The organism is Massilia sp. CFBP 13721, from assembly GCF_014842025.1.
Classification (GTDB): domain Bacteria; phylum Pseudomonadota; class Gammaproteobacteria; order Burkholderiales; family Burkholderiaceae_D; genus Telluria.
Window position 1 is genome coordinate 1 of record NZ_JACYUY010000041.1, and the last position, 24708, is coordinate 24708.

The 24708-nt window shown below is 67.5% G+C and carries 20 protein-coding genes; 11 read left to right on the forward strand and 9 right to left on the reverse strand.

The window, feature by feature from the left end; translation table 11 throughout:
• The 3 genes from IFT60_RS25205 to IFT60_RS25215 all read right to left on the reverse strand — a co-directional run.
• Positions 1-313 (reverse strand): IS110 family transposase (locus IFT60_RS25205; RefSeq protein ID WP_197986466.1); only part of this gene is annotated, 313 nt, incomplete at its 3' end.
• Between the two features lie 1014 nt (positions 314-1327).
• A complete protein-coding gene (locus IFT60_RS25210; protein ID WP_192056845.1) occupies positions 1328-2152 on the reverse strand; it encodes a universal stress protein in 825 nt (274 codons plus the stop codon).
• Between the two features lie 129 nt (positions 2153-2281).
• Positions 2282-3172, reverse strand: a complete 891-nt coding sequence (locus IFT60_RS25215) for a LysR family transcriptional regulator (RefSeq protein WP_192056846.1) — start codon at positions 3170-3172, stop codon at positions 2282-2284.
• A 134-nt stretch (positions 3173-3306) separates the two neighbouring features.
• On the opposite strand from IFT60_RS25215, the gene IFT60_RS25220 reads away from it, so the two are divergent.
• The 4 genes from IFT60_RS25220 to IFT60_RS25235 all read left to right on the forward strand — a co-directional run bounded on the left by IFT60_RS25220 (position 3307) and on the right by IFT60_RS25235 (position 6539).
• Positions 3307-4158, forward strand: coding sequence for an aldo/keto reductase (locus IFT60_RS25220; RefSeq protein WP_192056847.1), 852 nt, complete (start codon positions 3307-3309; stop codon positions 4156-4158).
• A 34-nt stretch (positions 4159-4192) separates the two neighbouring features.
• Positions 4193-5332 (forward strand): aldo/keto reductase, encoded by a 1140-nt coding sequence (locus IFT60_RS25225; protein WP_192056848.1) that lies wholly within the window; start codon positions 4193-4195, stop codon positions 5330-5332.
• A gap of 23 nt (positions 5333-5355) precedes the next feature.
• Entirely contained in the window at positions 5356-5937 is a 582-nt protein-coding gene (locus IFT60_RS25230) for a flavodoxin (RefSeq protein WP_192056849.1), read from the forward strand.
• 125 nt (positions 5938-6062) lie between these two features.
• Complete coding sequence (locus tag IFT60_RS25235) at positions 6063-6539, forward strand: (R)-mandelonitrile lyase (RefSeq protein ID WP_192056850.1); 477 nt, start codon at positions 6063-6065, stop codon at positions 6537-6539.
• 4 nt (positions 6540-6543) lie between these two features.
• Here IFT60_RS25235 and IFT60_RS25240 read toward each other — a convergent pair whose 3' ends face one another.
• Together IFT60_RS25240 and IFT60_RS25245 are read right to left on the reverse strand one after the other, a co-directional pair.
• Entirely contained in the window at positions 6544-8043 is a 1500-nt protein-coding gene (locus tag IFT60_RS25240) for a GGDEF domain-containing protein (protein ID WP_374001291.1), read from the reverse strand.
• A gap of 200 nt (positions 8044-8243) precedes the next feature.
• On the reverse strand, positions 8244-9140 hold the full coding sequence (locus IFT60_RS25245) for a LysR family transcriptional regulator (RefSeq protein ID WP_192056866.1): 897 nt from the start codon (positions 9138-9140) through the stop codon (positions 8244-8246).
• 162 nt (positions 9141-9302) lie between these two features.
• Here IFT60_RS25245 and IFT60_RS25250 point away from each other — a divergent pair, with 162 nt between their 5' ends.
• Positions 9303-10373: an MBL fold metallo-hydrolase gene (locus tag IFT60_RS25250; protein ID WP_192056867.1), complete on the forward strand. Its 1071-nt coding sequence runs from the start codon at positions 9303-9305 to the stop codon at positions 10371-10373.
• A 48-nt stretch (positions 10374-10421) separates the two neighbouring features.
• The gene (locus IFT60_RS25255; RefSeq protein WP_192056852.1) at positions 10422-11372 is read left to right on the forward strand and encodes a 2-hydroxyacid dehydrogenase; all 951 of its coding nucleotides are present in this window, start codon (positions 10422-10424) and stop codon (positions 11370-11372) included.
• 57 nt (positions 11373-11429) lie between these two features.
• Here the strand turns inward: IFT60_RS25255 and IFT60_RS25260 are convergent, their stop codons facing one another.
• Both IFT60_RS25260 and IFT60_RS25265 read right to left on the reverse strand, forming a co-directional pair.
• Positions 11430-11996, reverse strand: coding sequence for a DUF3617 domain-containing protein (locus IFT60_RS25260; RefSeq protein WP_192056853.1), 567 nt, complete (start codon positions 11994-11996; stop codon positions 11430-11432).
• A 65-nt stretch (positions 11997-12061) separates the two neighbouring features.
• Entirely contained in the window at positions 12062-13444 is a 1383-nt protein-coding gene (locus tag IFT60_RS25265; protein ID WP_192056854.1) for a nucleobase:cation symporter-2 family protein, read from the reverse strand.
• Between the two features lie 259 nt (positions 13445-13703).
• Here IFT60_RS25265 and IFT60_RS25270 point away from each other — a divergent pair, with 259 nt between their 5' ends.
• Positions 13704-15680, forward strand: a complete 1977-nt coding sequence (locus tag IFT60_RS25270; RefSeq protein WP_192056855.1) for a hypothetical protein — start codon at positions 13704-13706, stop codon at positions 15678-15680.
• Positions 15681-15805: 125 nt separating this feature from the next.
• On the opposite strand, the gene IFT60_RS25275 is transcribed toward IFT60_RS25270, so the two are convergent.
• Positions 15806-18268: a hybrid sensor histidine kinase/response regulator gene (locus IFT60_RS25275; protein WP_192056856.1), complete on the reverse strand. Its 2463-nt coding sequence runs from the start codon at positions 18266-18268 to the stop codon at positions 15806-15808.
• 345 nt (positions 18269-18613) lie between these two features.
• On the opposite strand from IFT60_RS25275, the gene paoA reads away from it, so the two are divergent.
• From paoA to IFT60_RS25295, 4 genes are all read left to right on the forward strand, one after another.
• Complete coding sequence (paoA, locus tag IFT60_RS25280; protein ID WP_192056857.1) at positions 18614-19303, forward strand: aldehyde dehydrogenase iron-sulfur subunit PaoA; 690 nt, start codon at positions 18614-18616, stop codon at positions 19301-19303.
• The gene (locus IFT60_RS25285) at positions 19300-20262 is read left to right on the forward strand and encodes an FAD binding domain-containing protein (protein WP_192056858.1); all 963 of its coding nucleotides are present in this window, start codon (positions 19300-19302) and stop codon (positions 20260-20262) included. The genes paoA and IFT60_RS25285 overlap by 4 nt, the downstream gene beginning before the upstream one ends.
• Positions 20259-22460, forward strand: coding sequence for an aldehyde oxidoreductase molybdenum-binding subunit PaoC (gene paoC, locus IFT60_RS25290; protein ID WP_192056859.1), 2202 nt, complete (start codon positions 20259-20261; stop codon positions 22458-22460). The genes IFT60_RS25285 and paoC overlap by 4 nt, the downstream gene beginning before the upstream one ends.
• A 77-nt stretch (positions 22461-22537) precedes the next feature.
• Entirely contained in the window at positions 22538-24145 is a 1608-nt protein-coding gene (locus IFT60_RS25295) for a TerC family protein (RefSeq protein ID WP_192056860.1), read from the forward strand.
• 274 nt (positions 24146-24419) lie between these two features.
• Here IFT60_RS25295 and IFT60_RS25300 read toward each other — a convergent pair whose 3' ends face one another.
• A complete protein-coding gene (locus IFT60_RS25300) occupies positions 24420-24698 on the reverse strand; it encodes a hypothetical protein (protein WP_192056861.1) in 279 nt (92 codons plus the stop codon).
• Between the last annotated feature and the right edge of the window lie 10 nt (positions 24699-24708).

Below are 24708 nucleotides of genomic sequence, written 5' to 3' on the forward strand. Positions count from 1 at the left end.
TTGCATCGACCTTGTCGGTCTTGGTACGAACAAGACGTGATGCGCCGAACGCCTTGATCTGGAAGGGATTAACGACGCTCACGACATAGCCTTGATTGGCCAGGTACTCGGCAACGTTTTCCCAGTACACACCAGTCGCTTCCATACAAACGTGAAGTTCGGTTACCTCACGCTCCAGGAGCCACTGGTGCAGCTCTTCGAACCCGCTCCGGTTGTTGTCGAACACCTTGTGCTTGTGTTTCCCGTCCGGCTGGCGCAACGCACAGTCGACCTTAGCCTTGGCAACATCGATTCCCAGATACCACACCTGCATTTTGTCCTCTTCTGATCTACCTTGTGAATACGGGCTCACGGCTGGGCCGGGCCAAAGATACTTGTCCGATCTTCGAACGAGGGTGAGCAGCTGGTGCGAAATCTACGAATTACTGGCTTTTGCCAAAGGGTGGGCTCGGCATCCAGCTGCTCGAACCCGAGTGATTCCTCGGGTTAAAGTGAGCAATAAGCTCAGAAAGCATAATACAAGGGTGGGCTCTGCCCACGCGGTACAACGTCGGCATACACGCGGCCCATGGTTCGGTCGCTGTCAACGGTCTCGCGGAGACGATATGCCAAGGGATAAGGACGTACGCGTGGGCGGAGCCCACCCTACCTTTGCGCCATGATCCGGCCGTGCAGCTTGCGTTACGCGGTCCGTAGGGTGGGCTCTGCCCACGCGGTACAACGCCGGCATGCACGCGGCCATGATTCATTACCGCCAACGGTCTCGCGGAGACGGTATGCCAAGGGAGGAGCACGTACGCGTGGGCGGAGCCCAGCCTACGGTTGCGCCGTAAGCTGGCCGAGCAGGTTGCGTTACGCGCTCCGTAGGGTGGGCCGGGCCACGAAAGGCTCCGCCCACGCGGTACGGCGCCCGCATCCACGCGGCCCATGGTTCATCGCTGCCGGCGGTGTTCCGAATGCGATATGCCAAGGGAGGAGCACGTACGCGTGGGCGGAGCCCACCCTACGTTTGCGCCATGGTCTGGCCGCGCAGCTTGCGTTACGCGGTCCGTAGGGTGGGCTCCGCCCACGCGGTACAACGTCGGCATACACGCGGCCCATGGTTCTTCGCTGTCAACGGTTTCGCGGAGACGGTATGCCAAGGGAGAAGCACGACCGCGTGGGCGGAGCCCACCCTACGTTACGCGGCAGCCGGTGGTTGTCGTTGAAGGCGTGGCGCGCGGCCGTGACAAGGCGTCCGCGGCCGTGGTGTAAACGTAGGGCGGACATGTCCGCTAACACAGCGCCGTCATCCCCGCGGCCCATGGACTCGCCAAACCGCGCACCGCTAATGCGCCACCAGCACCGGCACCGTACTGCGCTCCAGCAGCACTCGCGTCACCCCGCCCATCACCAGCTCGCGGTACCGGCTGTGCCCGAACGCACCCGTCACCAGCAGGCCGGCCTCGTAGCGCTGCGCGATGGCGAGCAGCGCCTCGCCGACCGAGTCCGTGGTGTGCTCGAGCACGACGTCGACCCGCACCCCGTGCCGCGCCAGGTACAGGGCGATGTCGGCGCCGGGTTCGTCGCCGTGCAGGCTTGATTCGCGCGCGGCGTTCACCAGCACCAGGCGCACGCTGGCAGCGCCCGCCAGCAGCGGCAGCGCGGCGGCGATCGCGCGCACCGCCTGCAGGCTTCCGTCCCAGCCGACCACGATTTCCTCGTTCATCGGCGCGCCGGCATAGCCTGGGGGCACCGCCAGTACCGGCCGCGCGCCGTGCAGCGCCACGTATTGCGGCAGGCCGCGCACGCTGTCGCGCGCGCCGGTGTCCTGGCTGGTGACGACCAGGTCGGCGTAGCGCGATTGCAGCAGCAGGGCGTAACGGTGTTCGTCCTCGACCAGACGCTCCTCGACCGATTCGACGCCGAGCTGGCGCGCGCGTTCGGCGAAATCGCGCAGGCTGGCGCGCGCGCTGATGCAAATCGCATCGAATTCATCGATCGGCGTCACCGCCATCGAGCCGGTGAGCAGGGCGTACGACGGCCACGACAGCCCGGTAGCCGCGCTGCCGACCAGATGCGCACCGTGCAGGTTGGCGAGCTGGGCCGCAGCCTGCAGGCGCGATTCCATGGCGCTGCTGTCGTCGACGTGCACGACGATGGTCTTGTACATGCTGTTCCTCCGTTCAGACGAAATGCGCGGGGCGCGACCAGCATGACTTTACGCCGCGAGGCGCGCCGTGTCAGGCGCACGAATGAGGGAGCGCAAACGAGTGAGCATTTTTAGGGCGTAGTGCCAGCCTCAGCCGCGATAACGCAGCGCATCCACCACCAGCGAAAACGCCGGCGATGGCTGGCGCCGGCTCGGGTAATACAGGTGGTAGCCCGGGAACACGGCGCACCAGTCCTCCAGCACGCGCACCAGCCGGCCCGCGGCGATATGTTCCTGTACTACTTCTTCCAGCGCGAAGGCGAGGCCGAGGCCGGCCAGCGTGGCTTTGATGATTTGCGGGAAGCCGTTGAAGATGAGGGTGCCCTCGACCCGCACGTTGAGCTCGTGCCTGCCCTTCTTGAAATCCCAGGGCAACAGGCCGCCGTGGGTCGGCAGGCGCACATTGATGCAGTCGTGGGTGGTCAGGTCTTGCGGTTTGCGCGGTGGCGGACGGCGCGCGAAGTAGCCCGGGGTGGCGACGACTGCCATCCGTACGTCGGGTCCGATGCGCACCGCGATCATGTCCTTGGCGATCGATTCGCCCAGGCGCACGCCGGCGTCGAAACGCTGCTCGACGATGTCGACCATCCGGTAATCGGTATTGATCTCGACCTTGATGTCCGGGTATTCCGGCAGCAGCGTAGCGAGCCTGGGCAGCAGCAGTGAATCGGCGGCGTGTTCGGAAGCCGTGATGCGGATGCTGCCGGCCGGCTTGTCGCGCAGGTCGGACAGGGCCGCCAGGTCGGCGTCGATGCCTTCCAGGCGCGGCCCGAGCGTCGCCAGCAGGCGCTCGCCGGCGACGGTCGCTGCGACGCTGCGCGTGGTGCGGGTGAACAGGCGCAGGCCCAGCCGTTCTTCCAGGCCGCGGATGGTCTGGCTCAGGGCCGACTGCGACACCCCGAGCTGCGCCGCCGCCCGCGTAAAACTGCTTTCGCGCGCGACGGTGACGAAAGCGGCCAGGTCGTTCAGGTTCTCGCGCATATTGATTAGGTGGGCTAATGAGCGTATGCGGATTATAGCGGCTAATCAAATGACTCCGATGCCGGTACAGTAGCCCTTGTCATGGCGGGCCCGCACAGGCCGCGTTCCAGCAAGCCGCATCGATGAGGAGTCGAATGGATCACCTTACCCTGAACAACGGACTGCGCATGCCGATCCTCGGCTTCGGCGTCTTCCAGATTCCCGACCCGGCGGAATGCGAACGCGCCGTCGTCGACGCCATCGAGGCCGGCTACCGCCTGATCGACACGGCCGCCTCTTACCTCAACGAAGACGCCGTCGGCAAGGGCGTACGCGGCAGCGGCGCCGCGCGCGAGGAGCTGTTCGTCACCAGCAAGCTGTGGGTGCAGGATGCCGGCTACGAACGTACGAAACGGGCGATCGACAGGTCGCTCGGCCGCCTCGGGCTCGACTACCTCGACCTCTACCTGATCCACCAGCCTGTCGGCGACGTGCACGGCAGCTGGCGCGCGATGGAAGAGGCGTACCGGGCCGGCAAGCTGCGCGCGATCGGCGTCAGCAATTTTCACAGCGACCGCCTGATCGACCTGATCGCCTCCAATGAAGTGGCGCCGATGGTCAACCAGGTCGAAGTCAATCCCTTCCACCAGCAGGACGAGAGCGTGGCCTTCATGCGCGAGCACGGCGTGCAGGCGCAGGCCTGGGCGCCGTTTGCGGAAGGCCGGAATGGATTGTTCGAAAACGCGGTGCTGGGCGCGCTCGCGGCAAGGCATGGCAAGACGGTGGGCCAGGTGGTGCTGCGCTGGCTGGTCCAGCGCCAGGTCGGCGCGCTGGCCAAGACCGTGCGCCGCGAACGCATGCGGGAAAACCTGGACGTCTTCGATTTCGTGCTCGACGCATCCGACCTGGCGGCGATTGCGACCCTGGAAACCGGCGCCAGCAGCTTCTTTTCGCACCGCGACCCGGCCATCGTCAAGTGGATGCACGAGCGCCGGCTCGACATCTGATATTCACCGATCAATCCATACGAAGGAAGCCGCCATGGCACACAACGAACGATCGACCGCCGCGCGCCGCGGCTTCCTGCTCGCAGCCGGCAGCCTGGCCGCTAGTCCGCTGGTGGGCCAGGCCGCCGGGCAGACCGCAAAGGGCGCGCCAAATCCGGCGCAGTCTGCACACCGCCGCAAGCTCGGCAAGCTGGAAGTTTCCAGCATCGGCCTGGGCGTGCAAAACATGAGCCGTACCTACCAGACCACGGTGCCGAACCGCGCGCAGATGCACGCCATTATCCGCAGCGCCTTCGAGCGCGGCGTGACCTTCTACGACGCGGCCGAAGCCTACGGGCCGCACGAAGTCGAGCGCATCCTCGGCGAGGGCGTCGCGCCGTTTCGCGACCAGGTCGTCATCGCGTCCAAATTCGGCTGGAACATCGACCTGGAAACCGGCAAGCGCATGCCGGGCCTGAACAGCCGTCCGGCGCGTATCAAGCTGGCCGTCGAAGGCATGCTGCGCCGCCTGCGTACCGACCGCATCGACCTGCTGTACCAGCACCGGGTCGACCCGGCGGTGCCGATCGAGGACGTGGCCGGCGCCGTGCAAGACCTCATCAGAGAGGGCAAGGTGCTGCACTGGGGCCTGTCCGAGATGGGCTTGAAGACACTGCGCCGCGCGCATGCGGCGCTGCCGCTGGCGGCGGTGCAGAGCGAATACTCGATGCTGTGGCGCGGCCCGGAAGAGGGCACGCTTGCTGTCTGCCGCGAACTCGGGATCGGCTTCGTGCCCTGGAGCCCGCTGGGCGTGGGCTTCCTCACTGGCGCGATCGACGCCAATACCCGCTTCGCCGAGGGCGACATCCGCAGGATCGAAACCCGCTTCGCACCGGAGAACCTGGTGCACAACCTGCAGTTGCTGGAACTGCTCACAACCTGGGCCGCGCGCAAGAACGCCACGCCCGGCCAGGTGGCGCTGGCCTGGCTGCTGGCGCAGCAGCCCTGGATCGTGCCGATTCCCGGCACGACGCAGATGGCGCACATGCTCGAGAACGTTGGCGCGGCATCGCTGCGCTTCACGCCGGGCGAGCTCGCCGAACTCGATGCGGCGGTACGCGCCTTCAAGGTGCGCGGGGCGCGCCTGCCGGAGGCGGTGCAGGTGTTCTCGGGCGTCGAAGCGGCACCGAAATGAAAGCGCGCAAGGGTCACTACACCATGACAGCGTCATCGCTGTCGCGCCGCAGCTTCATGGCGCCTGCCGTGTTGCTTCCCCTGGCAGCGGCCGCCGGGCCTGCCGCTGCGGCGCGTCCGGGCAGCCGCGTACTGGTCGCGTATTTTTCCCGCAGCGGCAATACGCGTGTGATCGCCGGCCAGCTCAAGCGCGCCCTGGGTGCGGCGTTGTTCGAGATCGAACCGGCCACGGCCTATCCCGAGGATTACCTGGAGACGGTCGGGCAGGCGCGCCGCGAGCGCGACGCCGGCACCACGCCGGCCCTGAAGAGCAGGGTGGCGGACATCGCCGCCTACGACACCGTGTACCTCGGCTTTCCGATCTGGGGCGAGACCGCGCCGCCGCTGATTCGCTCTTTCCTGGCCACGCACGACCTGGCGGGCAAGACCGTGATTCCCTTCATTACCCATGGCGGCTACGGGCTGGGCGACAGCCTGGCGGTGCTGGCCCGGCATGCCCCCGCTGCGCGCCTGCGCGCTACCGCCTTCGTGCTGCAGGCCGACCAGGAACGGCAGACGATGGAAAAGGTGGCGCAATGGCTGGGCGCGGGGAAAGGGCGCGGCTGACCCGTCGACATGGGCCATGCCGGCATTCATGAGCGGTTTCACTGGGTGTATGACATTAATGCGCTCTTATCATGGGTGAGCCGCCGGGTTACAGTCCATTTTTCACCAATTCCGGAGGTACCTGCATGAAGCATCTGATCATTTCCGCCTTCGCACTGGCCGCCGCCACTGCGCAGGCGCAGACCACGCCGACCGCCAGCGGCGAGATCAGCATCGCTCGCAACGGCACCCAGCCTTCCAGCCAGGGCCCGGCCGCCAACTTCACCGGCGCGGTGCGCGTCGATCCGCTGTTCCAGCCAAAGGCCAGCACACGCAGCGCGGCCGCTTATGTCACCTTCGAGCCGGGCGCACGGTCGGCCTGGCACAGCCATCCGCTGGGCCAGACGCTGATCGTCACCGCCGGCGTCGGCCGCGTGCAGCGCTGGGGCGGCAAGGTCGAGGAAATCCGGCCGGGCGACGTGGTCTGGACCCCGCCCGGCGTCAAGCACTGGCACGGCGCCGCGCCGGCGGTCGCGATGACCCATATCGCCATCCAGGAAGCCGAGGACGGCAAGGTGGTGCAGTGGATGGAAAAGGTCGGCGACGAGCAGTACGGCAGGTAGGCGCTCAGGCTACCGCTTCGGCGCATACCCTGTTCCTGCCGCTGCCTTTGGCCGCATACAGCTGACGGTCGGCGCGCTCGATCAGGTCGGTCGGCTTGAAGCGCGGACTGGGGCCCGCGTCCACTGTCGCGACGCCAAGGCTGGCAGTGAGCCAGCCATCGGGTGCGTCGGCATGGGCAATCTCCAGCGCCAGGATTGCCTCGCGAATGCGTTCGGCCACGGCGATGGCGCCGCTGCGGCCGGTGCCGGGCAAGACGGCGGCGAATTCCTCGCCACCGTAGCGCGCCGCCAGGTCGCCTGCGCGGACGACCTGCTCGGACAGCACCCGTCCGACCTCGCGCAGGACCGTGTCGCCCGCGGGATGGCCATAGCGGTCGTTGTACTTCTTGAAGTAATCCACATCCAGCAGGATCAGCGACAGGCAGGCCTCGCCGCGTTGCGCGCGCTTCAGTTCCAGGTCCAGCACCTGGTCGAACCTGAGCCGGTTGGCGATGCCGGTGAGCCTGTCGGTATGCGCCAGCAGGTGCAGGCCTGCATTGTGCTGTTGCAGGTCGTCGGAGCGGGCGCGCAGTGTCTGGTCGAGGCGGTCGCGGATGATGATTTGCCGGATCAGTTTCTTTGCCAGCAGCGCAAAGCTTGCGCAAATGAGCAGGACCGCGCCGCCAAGCAGGGTGGTCGAGCGTCCCCAGGCGGCCAGCAACTCTTCCTTGGTGCGGCCCACGGCGACGATGAAAGGAAAGCCGCTGACATGCCGATAGCTGTACAGGCGTTCGACGCGGTCGATCTGCGAGACCAGGATGGCCGAGCCGTTGCCCTGCCTGAACAGCGCCTGCAGCACGGGTCCGCGCGAAATGTCGCTGCCGATCAGGCGGTCGTCGAACGGGCGGCGGTAGACCAGGGTGCCGTTGTCCATCGCGAGCAATACGGTACCGGTGGCGCCGACATCGAGTTCGTCGTAGATGCGTTCGAAAAAATCGACCTTGAGCGTGACCAGCGCGACGCCGCCGAAGCTGCCGTCCGCGCGGTTGATCCGGCGCGACACCGGAATGACCCAGACGCCGGTCGACCGGCTCTTGATCGGCCTGCCGACGTGCAGCGCGCGGCCCGGCGTGGCGCGGTGGTAAACGAAATAGTCGCGATCGGCATTATTCCCCTTGACCGGACGGCTCAGGGACGTGGCCAGCCAGGCGCCGTCGGCGCCGTAGACGAAGAGGCCGTGCAATTCCGGGCTGGTCTTGACGATCTCGCGCAGGTGCACCTGCAGGCGACCGGTGGCTTCCGTCGCCATGCCGTCATGTTCGACGCGCTCGGCGATGTTGACCAGGGCGACGCTCGCGGTTTTCAGGCTCGATTCGACCTGCACCGCGATCATGCGCGCGACATTCGTGTTCGCGACTTGCGCTTCGTGCAGCTGGGCTTGCCGCGATGCGACGCCGAACCAGGCCGCCAACCCCGCCACCACCAGGCATGCCAGGGTGGTGACCAGGAAAACCAGGCGGGTCACCGGCCGCTTTTTCTGGCTCAGGCGAACGAGGCGGCGTTCGGAATTGTCGGATAAAGCGGTCAAAGTGGGAAGCCGGTGTGAGAATGTGTGATTTTCCACCATAAATGACAAATTTGACAGCCCGGGTCATCATTTTTATCCGCACATCGCGGCCGCGGCAAGCTGCTCGGCCCGTTCGACTGGCCTTCGGTTTGATTGGCTCAGGTTGGTTGATAGCGGATCGCGTCGATCACCAGCCCCAGCGCGCGCGAGGAATGGCGCCGGCTCGGGTAGAACGCATACAACCCGGGCCAGAGCGGGCACCAGTCTTCCATCAGGCTGAGCAGGCGCCCGGCGCGGATGTGCTCGCCGGCCAGTTCGTCGGGCAGGAAGGCGATGCCGGCGCCGTCGAGCGCGGCGCGCAGGATGTGGCCGGCGTTGGTGAACACGGCCTGGCCGCGCACGCGCGCTTCCACGTGCTCGCCCGCATGCTGGAGTTCCCAGGCATAGATGCCGCCGCTGCCGGCCAGGCGCAGGTTGATGCAGTTGTGGGTCAACAGTTCGGCCAGCGAAACCGGGGCCGGACGCGCCGCGAAACAGCCGGGCGCGGCGACGATGCGCATGCGCACGTCGGGCGTCAGGCGCACCGCGATCATGTCCTTGTCGACCTGGTCGCCGTGGCGCACGCCGATGTCGTAGCGTTCGGCGGCGATGTCGACGATGCGGTAGTCGGCGCTGAACTCGACGTGCAAATCAGGGTACTGCGGCAGCAGCGGCGCGATGCGCGGCCACAGCACGTGGTCGATCACGTGGTCGATCGCCGTGATGCGGATCGTGCCCGCCGGTTTGCCGCCCAGGTCACTGATGGCGGCGATCTCCGCTTCGATTTCTTCCAGGCGCGGCGCCACGTTCTGCAGCAGGCGCTCGCCCGCTTCGGTAGGCGAGACGCTGCGCGTGGTGCGCGTCAGCAGGCGCACGCCCAGGCGCGCCTCGAGCGAACGGACGATGTGGCTGAGGGCCGATTGCGTCATGCCGAGTTTGGCGGCGGCGCGGGTAAAACTGCGCTCCCTGGCGACGGCGAAGAAGACCAGGATGTCGTTGATGTTGTCGCGGGCCATGGTGGAGCGCGCAGGGGCGTTCATGAAGTAATTCACTCATTCTAGCAGTCTATTCATGAAGGAAATTCATCGCCTCAAGCAAACTCCGAACGCGTGCCCGGCCGTGGAAACGGTTACCATGCTCGACTCCGGCTTCACGCCTTATTGGATCGCCCCATGCGCATGTCCCTCCTGACCAGTCTTGCCATCCTCGGCACCGTCGCCATCGTCGGAGCCTGCGCGCAGCAGAGCGCCGCCCGCGCAACGTATGCATCGCCCCAGTTCAGGGACGGCGTGTTCGCCAATCCGACCCCGATACGCCAGCACAGCCTGGGCGAGCAGGCGAAACTATGGTGGAGCGTGATGGTCGCCAAGCCCGCCGGCACCGCGCCAGGCAAGCCGGTGCCGGTGCGCGCGCTGAGCCGCCAGGCGCTGCTCGATGCGCCCGACAACACCATGGTGCGCCTCGGCCATTCGTCGGTGCTGCTGAAACTGGACGGCGCGTTTTACCTGTTCGATCCGATGTTCTCGGAGCGCGCCTCGCCGGTCGGTTTCGCCGGACCGAAACGCTATTCGCCGGCGCCGATCGCGATCGACGAATTGCCGCCGATCCGCGCGGTGATCCTGTCGCACGACCATTACGACCACCTCGATCATGCCAGCATCCTGGCGCTGGCGCCGAAGACCGCGCAGTTCCTGGCGCCGCTCGGCGTGGGCGACCGCCTGATCCGCTGGGGCGTCGACCGCGCCAAGGTGCAGCAGTTCGACTGGTGGCAGGAAACGCGCGTGGAGGGCATCCGCTTCGCCGCCACGCCGGCGCGCCACTTCTCGGGCCGCTCGCTGCGCGACCGCAATACGACCCTGTGGGCGTCGTGGGTCGTCACCAGCGCCAGCCTGCGCCTGTTCTTCAGCGGCGACAGCGGCTACTTCGACGGCTTCAAGGCGATCGGCGAACGCTACGGCCCGTTCGACGCCGCCCTGATCGAGACCGGCGCCTACGACAAGCAGTGGCCCGACGTGCACATGCAGCCCGAGCAGACGCTGCAAGCGGCGCTCGACCTGCAGGGCGCCACCCTGGTGCCGATCCATAACGGCACCTTCGACCTGGCGCTGCACGGCTGGCAGGAACCGCTGGAGCGGATCACGGCGCTGGCCGAAGGACGCGGCCTGCCGCTGGCGACGCCGGCGATCGGCGAGCCGCTCAGCCTGAAGCAGCCGCACGCCACGTCGCGCTGGTGGCGCGGGCTCGAATAAGGCAGCCTGCCGTATACTTCACCTATCTCACAACGATTGGAGAAGCGCGTGCGTCCAGAATTACTGCTGTTGGGTTCCGGCTGGGTCCCTGAAGTCGACCAGCTGCTCGAAGAGCGCTTTACTTGCCACCGCCTGGCGCCGATCGCGGCGGCGGACCGCGATGCATTCGTCGAACGCGTCGGCGCGGGCGTGCGCGGCGTGTTCACCACCGGGATGGCCGGCATCGATGCGGCGCTGGCGGCGCGCCTGCCGCGGCTGGAAATCGTCGCCGTGCACGGCGTCGGCGTCGACGCGGTCGACTTCGCTGCACTGACGCCGCGCGGCATCCACGTCACGAATACGCCCGACGTATTGACCGACGACGTCGCCGACCTCGCCGTCGCCTTGCTGCTGGCCGCCAGCCGGCGCTTGCCGCAACTCGACCGCCACGTGCGCAGCGGCGCCTGGGAAGCGAAGACGCCGCTGGCGCCGGGACGCAGCCTGCGCGCCAAGGTAGCCGGCATCGTCGGCCTGGGCCGCATCGGCCGCGCGGTCGCCACGCGCCTGGAAAGCTTCGGCATGACGATCCGCTACTTCCAGCGCAGCACGGCCGACAGTCCGTATGCGCGCAGCGAATCCCTGCTCGCGCTGGCGGCGGAGAGCGATTACCTGGTGGTGTGCGCGCCGGGCGGCGCGGCCACGCGCGCCATGATCGACCGGCCCGTGCTCGATGCGCTCGGACCGGATGGCACGCTGGTCAACATCGCGCGCGGTTCGCTGGTCGACGAAACGGCGCTGATCGAGGCCCTGGAAGAAGGGCGCCTGGGCGCGGCCGCGCTCGACGTCTTCGCCGACGAACCGCGCGTGCCGGCGCCCCTGCGCGAACGCGACAACGTGGTCCTGACCCCGCATGTGGGCAGCTTCACGGTCGAGACGCGCACGGCGATGGGGCGGCTGGCGGTGAGCAACCTGGTTGCGCACTTCGAGGGTCAGCCGCTGCCGACGGCGGTGTTGCCCTAGACGCGTTGAAGGGCGCGGCAAGCCTGGAGGGCCGTGTGCCGCAAGCCGGAGCGGCCGTTACCTGACCGACGCCGCCTTGATCTTGCCGCAATCACTGCCCAGCCACTTGCCCGAACCGCTGCTTTTCTGTGTCGTCGGCTTGCCGTCCGGATCCGTCACGGTGGCGACGGATTCGAAGGTATAGGCTTTGTCGCCCTGGAACTTCACAGTCGCGTCGACCGCCATCTGGGGACGCGTGCACGTCATGCCGAGCTTGGCGCCGCCGCTGGTCGGCGACGACTTGCGCGTGCAGGAATCGGGCGCCTTCTTGCCCAGCAGGTCGTAGCGCGCGATGTCGTCCTTCGTGATGCACTGTTGCATGCGCACGCCGTCGTTCGTGAATTCCGTTCCCTGGGCGTCGAGATCGGCCATCGCTTTTTCCATCGCCTTGCGCTGCTCGGGCGGCATCGAGGCCATCTGAGCGCGCATCTGTGCCATCATTCCGGCCATCTGGCCGCGCGCCTGGCCGGGCATGCTGACCTCGAGTTGCCACAGTCCAGGCTTGATGTTCGGTTGTTGCGCGCAGGCGTTGCCCGCGAAGCAGGCGGCGAGGGTAAAGAAGGTTGCTATCGAGGTCTTTCTCATGGCAGCTCCGGAAGGATGGGCCACCAGTGTAGCCGACCTCTTGTGATATTCGCGTCCTGTCCCGATCAGGTGCGCGCCGGCTCCTGTGCAGCCGGCAGGAACCAGTTCATCAGCACCGCGCAAATCCCGCCGGTCGCCACGCCCGATTCGAGCACGTTGCGCAGGGCGTGCGGCATGTGCGCCAGGAATTCGGGCACCTGCGACACGCCCAATCCCAGCGCCAGCGAGACGGCGATGATCAACAAGGCGCGGCGGTCGAGCGTGACGCTGGCCAGGATGTTGATGCCGGCCGCGGCCACCGCGCCGAACATCACCATCGCCGCGCCGCCCAGCACCGGTTCCGGCACCGCCTGGATCACGCCGGCCACCGCCGGGAACAGGCCCAGCACCACCAGGAACAGCGCGATATAGATGCCGATATGGCGGCTGGCGATGCCGGTCAACTGGATCACGCCATTGTTCTGGGCGAAGATCGAGCTCGGGAAGGTATTGAAGATGCCGGCCAGCAGCGAGTTCGCGCCATTCAGAAGCACGCCGCCCTTGATGCGGCGCATCCACAGCGGACCCTCGACCGGTTCGCGCGACATCTTGCTGGTCGCGGTGACGTCGCCGATCGCTTCGAGCGAGGTCACGAGGTAGATTACGATCATCGGGATGAACAGCGACCACGAGAAATCGAGGCCGAAGTGCAGCGGGCGCGGCACCTGGAACAGCGGCGCCTCGTGCATGCCGGTGAAGTCGAGCCGGCCCATCGATGCCGCCAGCGCATAGCCGACGGCGAGCGCGATCACGATCGCGCAGCTGCGGATCCAGACGATCGGCACCCGGTTCAGGCCGACGATCAGCGCCAGCACCACGCCGGACAGCAGCAGGTTCTCGCCGTTGGCGAAGCTGCCGTTCTGCATGGCGGAAAAGCCGCCGCCCATGCTGATCAGGCCGACCTTGATCAGGGTGAGGCCGATCATCAGCACCACGATGCCCGTCACCAGCGGCGTGATCATCCGTTTGACGTAGGGCAGGACGCGCGAGACGCCCATTTCCACGAAGGAGCCGGCCACGACCACGCCGAAGATGGCGGCCATCACGGCTTCCACCGGCGTGCCGCTTTTCACCATCAGGCTGCCGCCGGCAATCAGCGGACCGACGAAATTGAAGCTGGTGCCCTGCACGATCAGGAGGCCCGCGCCGAGCGGCCCGAAGCGGCGGCACTGCACGAAGGTGGCGATGCCGGAAATGACCAGCGACATCGAAACGATCAGGTTGGTGTCGCGCGCCGACACGCCCAGCGCCTGGCAGATCAGCAAGCCCGGGGTGACGATCGGCACGATGATGGCCAGCAAGTGCTGCAGGGCGGCAAGCATGCCGATCAGGGGACGGGGACGGTCTTCCAGGCCGAGGATCAATTCCGACGCGGGCGGCGTGGCGGGCAGGGGCACTTGTGTGGTCATGGCGGGGGCGGGCAAAAGACGGATTTTACAGGGGTGCGGCGTCGTGGCACGCGATTGCGTCAGTCAACTTGATCCACAGCACGGCGCGGAATGCAAGAGCGTACGTTTGAGGGGCCTCAGACGGACCCCCTATCGGCGCTTCTAGAGTGGGTACCGGACCCGATGTGCATAGCGTTGAAGGGATAGCTTTCGCCAGCGCATCGGTTTTCCAGCCATGCACCGGCAACAACGCGCAACGCACTCATCAACAAGGGAAACAATGAATACGCAATCGATCGGCAAACTGGCCCTGCGCAAGCGGACTCTGGCAACACTCTGTGCTTCACTCTTTGCCGCGCATGGCGGCGCCGGCGCCGCCGAAGCAAAGCCGGCGGCGGCACCCTGCGCCTGCAGCGGCCCCGTCTATAGCGTCGTCAACCTCGATCCGGAAGGCGGCGCGGCGGCCCTGCTCAACGAGCGGGGACAGGCGGCGGTCGGCTCCTTCGTGTTCGGCACCAACGGCTATTTCGACGGCGAGCGCGTGACGCCGCTGGGCTCGCTGGGCGGCGGCTTCACGGTCATCAAGGGCCTCAACAACCGCGGCGTGGTGCTGGCCGAGTCGGTCGACACCAACGGGCCGGCCGGCGACTACTATCCGGTCACCTGGACCCTGGGGCGCGGCATGCGCGCCTTGCCGAATTCGCTTGCCGGCCAGGCCTGGGGCATCAACGACCGCGGCCAGGTCGTTGGCGGGGTGCCCGCGCCCGGCATCAGCGCGCGCGCCGTGCGCTGGGATCCGAACGGTGCGCGGGTAGCGCTGGGGCCGCTGCCGTTCTCGCTGTCCGAAGGCAGGGCGCTCAACGGCAGTGCCTTTGCCGGCGGTTATGCCGACCACGCCGACGGCACCATCCATGCCACGCTGTACAACCCCGCCGGCGTCGTCACCGACCTGGGCAATATGGGTGGCGGCGGCGCCTACGCCATGCTCTTGAACGACCGTGGCGAGGCCGCCGGCGTGTACACCGATGCAGGCGGCAACGAACTCGGGTTCTTCCGCGCCCCGGGCCGCGCCGCCGTGCCGATCGGATCGCAGAACGGCTCGGTACGCCTGGTCGCCGGCCTGAACGAGCGCGGCGAAGTGGTCGGCATCACCGAAACGCCGGATGGGCTGGCGGCCTACCAATGGTCGCGCGGGCGCGGCCTGGTGCAACTGCCGCGCGCCGGCGCGTCCGAGTCCGACGTGTTCGACATCAACAACCGCAGCGAGAGCGTGGGGCGGCTCTGGCGTCCGGAAGGCTCGCGCGCCGTGCTCTGGCGCGCTCTGGCGGCGCCCGTCGACCTGAACAGCCGGCTGCACCGCGCGCCGCCCGGGCTGGTGCTGGAAGCGGGCGCGGCGATCAACGAAGCGGGCACCATCCTCGCCTATTCGAACGCCGGCCTGGTGATGCTGCGCCCCGGCAAGCAGGGCACCGATGCGCCGGTGCTGGGGCCAGTCCTCGGCCTGCCCGACATCGTGAACGTGGGCCAGGAAGTGACGGCCAAGATCGGCTTCATCGATAGTTCGGCGCGCCAGACGCATGCCGTCAGCGCCGACTGGACCGACAGCTGCCCGTCGCCGCATCCGCAGGTGGTCGAGGCCAACGGCAGCGGCCAGGCCAGCCTGCAGCACCGCTTCTGTGCGCCTGGCTTCCTGAACCTGACCGTCCGCGTCACCGATTCCGGCGGACGCAGCACCGAGACGCAGAGACAGGTGCTGGTCAACGAGCCGGGCGTCGCCGCGCTCAGCGGGCGCGGTACCCTTGCCGGTGCGGCCGGCGTGGCCAATGCGGCCGCCGGCGCAAGGGGTGGCGCAACCCGCGCGCTGCCGCTGCGCTTCGCCTTGTGGGCGCCGCTGGCGAATGCCAAGGGCGCCAGCGGCGCCAAGGCGGACGCCAAGGCGCAGGTCATGTTGACCGGGCCGTTCGGATTCCGCAGCGAGCAGGTGAGCACGGTGTCGCGCGACGGCACGCAGGTACGGCTGGAAGGCACCGGGCGCTACAACGGCCGTCCCGGCTACCGCTTCGTGGTCGACGGCAGCGATGGCGGCAGCGCCAGGGGCGCCGACCGCATGCGCGTGCGCATCAGCCACCGCGACGCCGCCGGCGCCGAGGTCGTCGATTACGACAGCGCGCGCCCGGCGCCGCTGGCCAAGGCAACCCTGGCGGGCAGGTCGGACGGCATGGCAGCCGTGGATGGCCAGCTCATGATCAGCAACTAGCGCAGCAAATAGCGCAGCAACCAGCGCGGTATCTGGCGCACCAACTGGCGCAGCGACGTTGCCAACTGCGCGGGCAACCGTACGGGCAACAGCGCAGGCAACTGTGCGGGTAACTAAGCGGGTAATTAAGCGGGCAACTGCGCGCCGCCGGGCGGCGCATCGCGCAGGATGCGCTCGAGCTGGTCGAGGTCGGCCGGCTTGACCAGGTGATGGTCGAAGCCGGCCGCTTTCGACAGCGTGAAGTCGTGCGCCTGGCCGTAACCGGTCAGGGCCACCAGCAGCGCGCCCGGGTGCGCTCCGCCCTGGCGCAGGCGGCGCGCCAGCTGGTAGCCGTCGATGTCGGGCAGGCCGATGTCGAGGATGTAGGCGTCGACCGGGCCCAGTTCCTGCGCGTCGAGGAGCGACTGGGCGTCGTCGAACAGGGCGATGCCGTGGCCGCGTGCTTCCAGCGCGGCGGCGAGCGAGGCGCCGGCATCGCGGTTGTCGTCGACGATCACGATGCGGCGCGGCGTCGACGGCGCGGTCTGGACGCCGGCGTCGGCCGTGTCGAGCGGGTTGGCCATTCCATGCGCGGCGGGCGCCGCCATGGTCGGCAGCGTGATCGTGAAGCTGCTGCCTTGTCCCTGGCCGCCGCTGCTGGCCTGCACGCTGCCGCCATGGTGGACGGCGATGCTTTTCACCAGGGTCAGGCCCAGGCCGAGGCCGCCCTGCGCGCGGTCGGGCGTGCGTTCGCCCTGGGTGAACAGGTCGAACACGTGCGGCAGCAGGCCAGGCGCGATGCCGCTGCCGTTGTCGCGCACCGATAGCGTGGCATGGCCGTCCCGCACCGCCAGGCCGATGTCGATGCGGCCATGCTGCTGGGTGTACTTGGCGGCGTTGTTGAGCAGGTTCGACACCGCCTGCGTCAGGCGCGTGCGGTCGCCGCCGACCCAGGCCGGTTCGCCGGTCATGTGGACGTCGAGCGCGTGGTGGCGCGCCTCGATCAGGGGCCGCGCCTGTTCCAGTGCGCCATTGATCACCAGCTTCAGGTCGACCGGCGCGCGCTCCATCTGCACCAGCCCGCGCGTCACCCGCGAGACGTCGAGCAGGTCGTCCACCAGGTCGGTCATGTGGCGCACCTGGCGTCCGATGATGTCGCTGGCGCGCTTGACGTACTCGGCGTCGGCGTAGCGCAGGCGCATCACCTGGGCCGCGGTGCTGATCGGGGCCAGCGGGTTGCGCAGTTCGTGGGCCAGCATGGCGAGGAATTCGTCCTTGCGCTGGTTGGCCAGGCGCAATTCGTTTTCGGCCAGTTTCTGGTCGTGGATGTCGGTGCAGGTACCCATCCAGCGGATGATGCGGTCCGCGTCGTCGCGCACCGGCAGCGCGCGCCCGAGCACCCAGCGGTAGCCGCCCGTGTGGTGGCGCAGGCGGTACTGCACCTCGTAGGTGTCGCCGCTTGCCAGGCTGTGCGACCAGCGCGCCCAGGCTTCGTCGCGGTCGTCGGGATGGAACATGTTGGCCCAGCCGGCGCCGTCGGTCTCGCCCGGCACCACGCCGGTGAAATCGTACCAGCGCGCGTTGTAGTAGTCGTGGAAGCCGTCGGGCAGGGTCGACCAGACCATTTGCGGCATGGCGTTGGCGATGGTGCGGAATTTCGCTTCGCTGGCGGCCAGCGCGACCTGGGTGGTCAGGCGCTCGCTGGCGGTGCGGGTGCGCTCGGCCACTTCGCGCACCAGGGCGACGTCGTCTGCCGTCCAGCTGCGCGGCTGCGCGCTGTTGACGTAGACCAGGGCCACGAGGCGCCCGTCTTCCAGCACCGGCAGGTCGACGAATGCGAGCGAATCGAGCGCCGCCAGCGACGCGGTGGCATGCGCCGTGCGCGGATCGAGCGCCACGTCCTCGATGGCGACCGGCGTGCCCGCCTTGAGGTCGTCGATGAAGTCGCCGAACTGGCGCAGGTCGATGGTGTCGGGCAGGATCGCCGCGCCCGGCACCTGCCAGTTGCCGTTCAGGTGCACGGTGTCGGCAGGGCCGGCCACGGCGAAGCCGACCCGGCTCGCGCCCAGCGTTTCGCCCAGGATGCGGCAGGCGCCGGCCATGATGGCGCGCGCGTCCGGCGTATCGCGCACCAGGTCGGTCAGGCGGATCAGCGCATCGCGCCGGATTTCATTGCACACGCGGTCGGTCACGTCCGAGCCGAGCAGGAAGATGCCGTGGATGGCGCCGGCGCGGTCGCGTACCGGCTGCAGCACGAAGTCGACATAGCGGTCGACCACCGGCCCGCCCGGCAACGCCTGCACCGCGTATTTCGCGCCGGTGGCGCTAATCGGCTCGCCGGTGCGATAGACCTGGTCGCACATGGCGACATAGCCTTGCGCCGCGGCATCTTCGAGCTCGTCGGCGAGGCGGCGGCCGATGATGTCGCGGTGCCCGATCAGGCGCCGGTAGCCCGGATTGACGAATTCCACATGGTGCTGCGGCCCGTGCAGCAGGGCCATGAACATCGGCGCTTCCTCGAACAGGGCGGCGAATTCGCGCCGCCGTTCGTATTCCTGCTGAAAATTCGCCTGTTGATGGTCTGGGTCCTGCGAGGCCGATGCGTTCATGGTCATTCCGGGAGGGAGAAGAGGGCGCGTTGCGGCACCAGGGAGAGCTCGGCAGGACCGGCGAAGGCGAAATGATACCCGATTGCCGCGCCGATGCGGCTGCAGGCCGGTAGACCGCATAGACAGCGCCTGCGCACAGTGCGCCTGCCCCATCCCGGTGCATGCGATGCACGCCGGCCAGTCACGCAGGCCGTAAAAACAGCCATTGGTCAACCGTGCCGCCCGCTCTACCAAATGTCTTTATCATAAGACGACTTTCCGGACGTCCGCCTGCGCGTCCCGTCCGGGGACCTATCCATGCGGGCCGCACCGGCGTCCCGCCATACCAGAAGGCTGAGAACGACTATGGACGACCTGAGCGATTTGAAACTGTCGCGGCGCGACTTGCTCAAAACGGGGGCTGTGGCCGCCACCGCCGCCGCCATCCCGACCGTGGCCACGGCCCAGGCCGGGGCACCAGGGATGCCGCCGGCGCCCGTCAATCCGCCACCGAGCAGCGTGAAGACCACGCTCAAGGTCAACGGCCAGCGGCGCGAGCTGACCCTCGACACGCGCACCACACTGCTGGACGCCCTGCGCGAAAACCTGAAACTGACCGGCACCAAGAAAGGCTGCGACCAGGGCCAGTGCGGCGCCTGTACCGTGATCGTCAACGGCCGCCGCATCAATTCCTGCCTGTCGCTGGCGATCATGCACGACGGCGACGAGGTCACCACCATCGAAGGCCTGGGCGCGCCCGGCAAGCTGCATCCGATGCAGGCCGCCTTCGTGAAACACGACGGCTACCAGTGCGGCTACTGTACGCCCGGACAGATCTGTTCGGCCGTGTCCGTGCTCGACGAAATCCGCCAGGGCGTGCCGAGCCACGTCACGGCCGACCTGAACGCCAAACCCTTGCTCAGCGTGAATGAACTGCGCGAACGCATGAGCGGCAACATCTGCCGCTGCGGGGCCTATTCAAACATCATGGATGCGATCGCCGAAGTAGCGGGCGCACCGGTAGCCGGCATGCCGGTGGCTGGAGGCAAGGCATGAAGGCATTTACCTACGAACGCGCGCGCACCCCGATCGAAGCCGCGGCCGCCGCCGAACGCCATCCCGGTTCGCGCTTCATCGCTGGCGGTACCAACCTGCTCGACCTGATGAAGCTCGAGATCGAAGCGCCGCCGCACCTGATCGACGTCAACGACCTGAAACTCGACAAGATCGAAGCGACCGGGGACGGCGGGCTGCGCATCGGTGCGCTGGTACTGAATACCGACCTGGCCAGCGACGCCCGCGTGCGGCGCGACTACGCGGTGCTGTCGCGCGCCCTGCTGGCAGGCGCCTCGGCGCAATTGCGCAACAAGGCGACCACCGCCGGCAACCTGCTGCAGCGCACCCGCTGCCCCTATTTCTACGACACCAACCTGCCGTGCAACAAGCGCGTGCCGGGCAGCGGCTGCTCGGCCATCGGCGGCTACACGCGCAACCACGCCATCGTCGGCCAGAGCGAAGCCTGCATCGCCACCCACCCGAGCGACATGGCGGTGGCCATGCAGCTGCTCGACGCCGGCGTCGAGACGGTGCGCGCGAACGGCGCCACGCGCGTGATCCCGATTGCCGACTTTTACCGGCTGCCGGGCACGACGCCGCACATCGAAAACTCCCTGCAATCGGGCGAACTGATCACCGGCGTGGTGCTGCCGCGTCCGCTCGGCGGCGTGCACAGCTACAGCAAGGTGCGCGACCGCGCCTCTTATGCGTTTGCGCTGATCTCGGTGGCGGCCATCGTGCAAAAGGATGGCAGCGGCCGCGTTGCGCTCGGCGGCGTCGCCCATAAACCCTGGCGCGTGCCCGCGGCCGACGCCGCCTTGCCGCGCGGCGCGCGCGCCACCGTCGACACCTTGCTGGCCGGCGCCCGCACGACCGACGAAAACGCCTACAAGATCCCGCTGGTCCAGCGCACGCTGGAAGCGGTGCTGGTCGACGCCAAGAAAGGGCAGACGGCATGAAATTCACCACTCCCGCCACCACCAACCCGATCGACCAGCTGAAGGTCATCGGCAAACCGACGGACCGCATCGACGGTCCCCTGAAAACCAGCGGCACCGCCCCGTATGCCTACGAGCAGCACGCGGCCGCCCCGAACGCGGCCTACGGCTACGTGATCGGCGCTGCCGTCGCCAAGGGCAAGATCGCCTCGATCGATACCGCCGCGGCCAAGCGCGCCCCCGGCGTGCTGGCCATCGTCACCTACGAAAACGCCGGCAAGCTCGAGAAGGGCAAGTTCAATACCGCGCGCCTGCTGGCCGGCCCCGATGTCCAGCACTACCACCAGGCCGTGGCCGTGGTGGTCGCCGAGACCTTCGAGCAGGCCCGTGCGGCGGCGAACCTGGTCAAGGTCGAATACGTCAAGGCCAAGGGCGAGTACGACCTGAAAAAGGCGAAAGCCAGCGCGAAGTTGCCAAAGAAAGAGGAAAAGCCGGAAACCAGGGCCGGCGACTTTGCCACCGGCTTCGCCAACGCGCCGGTGAAACTCGACGCCAATTACAGCACGCCCGACCAGTCGCATGCGATGATGGAGCCGCACGCCACGCTGGCCGTGTGGCAGGGCGACAAGCTGACCCTGTGGACCGCGAACCAGATGATCGCCTGGGGCCGCCAGGACATGGCGCGGACGCTCGGCATCCCGAAGGAAAACGTGCGCCTGGTGTCGCCCTACATCGGCGGCGGCTTCGGCGGCAAGCTGTTCCTGCGCTCGGAAGCGCTGATGGCCGCGCTCGGCGCGCGCGCCGCCGGCCGTCCGGTCAAGATCGCACTGCAGCGCGCCCTGATGTTCAACAACACCACGCACCGCCCGGCGACGATCCAGCGCATCCGCATCGGCGCCACCCGCGAAGGGCGCATCACCGCGATTTCGCACGAGAGCGTGTCCGGCGACTTGCCCGACGGCCAGCCGGAAACCGCGGTGCAACAGACGCGCCTGCTGTACGCCGGCGCCAACCGGTTCACGCAATTGAAGCTCGCCACCCTGGATTTGCCGGAAGGGAACGCGATGCGCGCGCCGGGCGAGGCGCCGGGCATGATGGCGCTCGAGATCGCCATCGACGAGATGGCGGAAAAGCTGAAGATGGACCCGGTCACCTTCCGCATCATCAACGACACGACGGTCGACCCGGAAGAACGTTCGCGCAAGTTCTCCCAGCGCCGCTTCGTGGAAACCATGCGCCAGGGCGCCGAGCGCTTCGGCTGGAAGAACCGCAATCCTCTGCCCGGCAAGGTGCGCGAAGGGCGCTGGCTGATCGGCATGGGCGTGGCCTCGGCCTTCCGCAACAACATGAACATGAAGTCGGCGGCGCGCGTGCGCCTCGAGAAAAACGGCACGGTCACGGTCGAAACCGACATGACCGACATCGGCACCGGCAGCTACACCATCATCGCCCAGACCGCGGCCGAGATGATGGGCTTGCCGCTCGAGCGCGTCAACGTGCGCCTGGGCGACTCCGACTTCCCGGTGTCCGCCGGGTCGGGCGGGCAGTGGGGCGGCAACTCGTCCACGGCCGGCGTGTATGCCGCCTGCGTCAAGTTGCGCGAAGCGGTGGCGACGAAGCTCGGGCTCGACCCGGCCACGGCGGAATTCGTCGACGGCAGCGTGCGCGCGGGCGGCAAGTCGGTCGCGCTGGCGCAAGCCGCGCGCGACGGCGAAGTCACGGGCGAAGACATCATGGAATATGGCGACCTGGAAAAGAAAACCCAGCAATCGACCTTCGGCGCCCACTTCGTTGAAGTCGCGGTCGATGCCGCCACCGGCGAGGTACGCGTGCGGCGCATGCTGGCCGTGTGCGCGGCTGGGCGCATCCTCAATCCGAAGGCGGCGCGCAGCCAGGTGATCGGCGCCATGACGATGGGCGTCGGCGCCGCGCTGATGGAACACCTGGTGGTCGACAAGCGCATCGGTTTTTTCGTGAACCACGACCTGGCCGGCTACGAAGTGCCCGTGCATGGCGACATCCCGCACCAGGAAGTGATCTTCCTCGACGAGACCGACCCGATGACCTCGCCGATGAAGGCCAAGGGCGTGGGCGAACTGGGCATCTGCGGCGTGGCGGCGGCGGTGGCAAACGCCATCTACAACGCCACCGGCGTGCGCGTGCGCGATTATCCGATCACGCTCGACAAGCTGCTGCCAAAACTGCCGGCCTACGTCTGAAGCAGGGATGCGCCATGGCGCCGGTTCAGTTCGCTGCACCGGCGCCGTGCTCTCTCATTTAAAAAGCGAACAAGAACATGGAATGGTTGTCCGATCCGAACATCTGGATAGGATTTTCGACCCTCGTCGTGCTCGAGATCGTCCTCGGCATCGACAACCTGATCTTCATCGCCATCCTTGCCGAAAAGCTGCCGCCCGAACAGCGCGACCGCGCGCGCGTGCTGGGCCTGTCGCTGGCCATGCTGATGCGCGTCGGCCTGCTGACCATGATTTCCTGGATCGTCTCGCTGACCGAACCGCTGTTTTCGCTCGGCGGCATGGCCTTCTCCGGGCGCGACCTGATCCTGCTGCTGGGCGGGCTGTTCCTGCTGTTCAAGGCGACGATGGAACTGCACGAACGGATCGAAGGCAAGACCGCGCAGCGCACCGGCGTGGTGGAATATGCCGCGTTCGGCATCGTGGTGGCCCAGATCATCGCGCTCGACGCCGTGTTCTCGCTCGACTCGGTGATCACGGCCGTCGGCATGGTCGACGAGCTCGGGGTCATGATGGCGGCGGTGGTGGTGTCGATGGGCGTGATGCTGTTCGCCTCGAAGACCCTGACCCGATTCGTGAATGCCCACCCGACCGTGGTGGTGCTGTGCCTGAGTTTCCTGTTGATGATCGGCCTGTCGCTGATCGCCGAGGGCTTTGGTTTCCATATTCCGAAGAGTTACCTGTACGCGGCGATCGGCTTCTCGGTGCTGATCGAGGCGCTCAATCAGCTGGCCGGACGCAATGTCGCCAAGGAAGAGGCGCGCATGCCGCTGCGCGAACGCACCGCCGACGCCATCCTGCGCATGTTGGGCGGCAAGAGCGGGCAGCCGGAAGGTGGCGCCGCGGCGGCGCCGGCCGCGCCCGACGCCGCGGCCTTCGAGCCGGCCGAGCGCCACATGGTCAGCGGCGTATTGAGCCTGTCGCAGCGCTCGATCCGCTCGATCATGACCAACCGCTCGGACATTTCGTGGATCGACATCGATGCCGGCGCCGAGGTCATCCGCGGCCAGATCATGGAAACGCCGCACAGCTTCTTCCCGGTTTGCAAGGGCGAACTCGACGAAATCATCGGCGTGGTGCGCGCGCGCGACCTGATGGCAGACCTGGCCGTCAGCGGACGCATCGACCCGGCGCACGTGCGCACCCCGATCATCATGCCCGAAAGCGGCGACGTGCTGAAGGTGATGGACACCCTGAAGCGCTCGCACGGCCAGCTGGTGCTGATCGCCGACGAATACGGCACGCTGCAGGGGCTGGTGACGCCGATCGACATCCTGGAAGCGATCGCCGGCGAATTCCCCGACGAGGACGAGCAGCCGGCCGTGGTCCAGCAGGGGCCGGGCCGCTGGCGCATCGACGGCGCCGCCGACCTGCACCACGTCGAGCAGGTACTCGGGCTCGATACGCTGGTGAGCGAGAGCGACGACTATAGTTCGATGGCCGGCTTCATGCTCGAGCGCTTCGGCACGCTGCCGGGCGTCGGCGAAAAGGTCGTGGTGGACGACCTCAGTTTCGAGGTGGCCGAAGTCGAGGACAGGCGCATCGCCTGCGTGCTGGTGACGCGCATCGAAAAGGCACCCGTCCCCAGCCGCCCCCGGCGCGCACCGCGCAACGCCGGCGACCATGAACTGCCGCGTTCACGTGGGTGAGTGCACGGATTGGATCGCGTCTGGCATACCCGTAGGGTGGGCGGGGCTTTTCGGGCCAATGGCTCGAAAAGCGCCCACGCGGTAATCGTTAGCGGCTCCGTGATCGTGCCGGATGATCTCGCCGTCAACGATCACCGCGTGGGCAGCGCTAACGTCGGCGATGTTCACGCGGCGTTGGTGGAGCTGCCCACCCTACGTCCTGCTAACCGGGGCGGCGGCCTGCGGGATATCGAATCTCGTCCGTAGGGTGGGCGCCCTGTGCCCACGCGGTGATTTACACCGGAATCACCGAAGTCCCGCCCCCGGCCGCGCCGTAATTCTGCAGGTCGCCGAATGGCAGGCGCCGTTCGTTGAGGGCGGTGAGGATCGCCTGCAATTGCTCCTCGTCGGGCGCGATGTAGACGATGACCTGGTCGAGTTCGTTCTCGAAATAGGGCGTGTAGGGCACGTCGGTCTCGGGCATGACCTTGGCGACGAAGCGCCCGTCCGGCATTTCGGCAAAGACGGTGACGAGGGTGGCGGCGGTGGTGCTGTTGTTGACGGTGAGTTCCATGGTTCTCCGA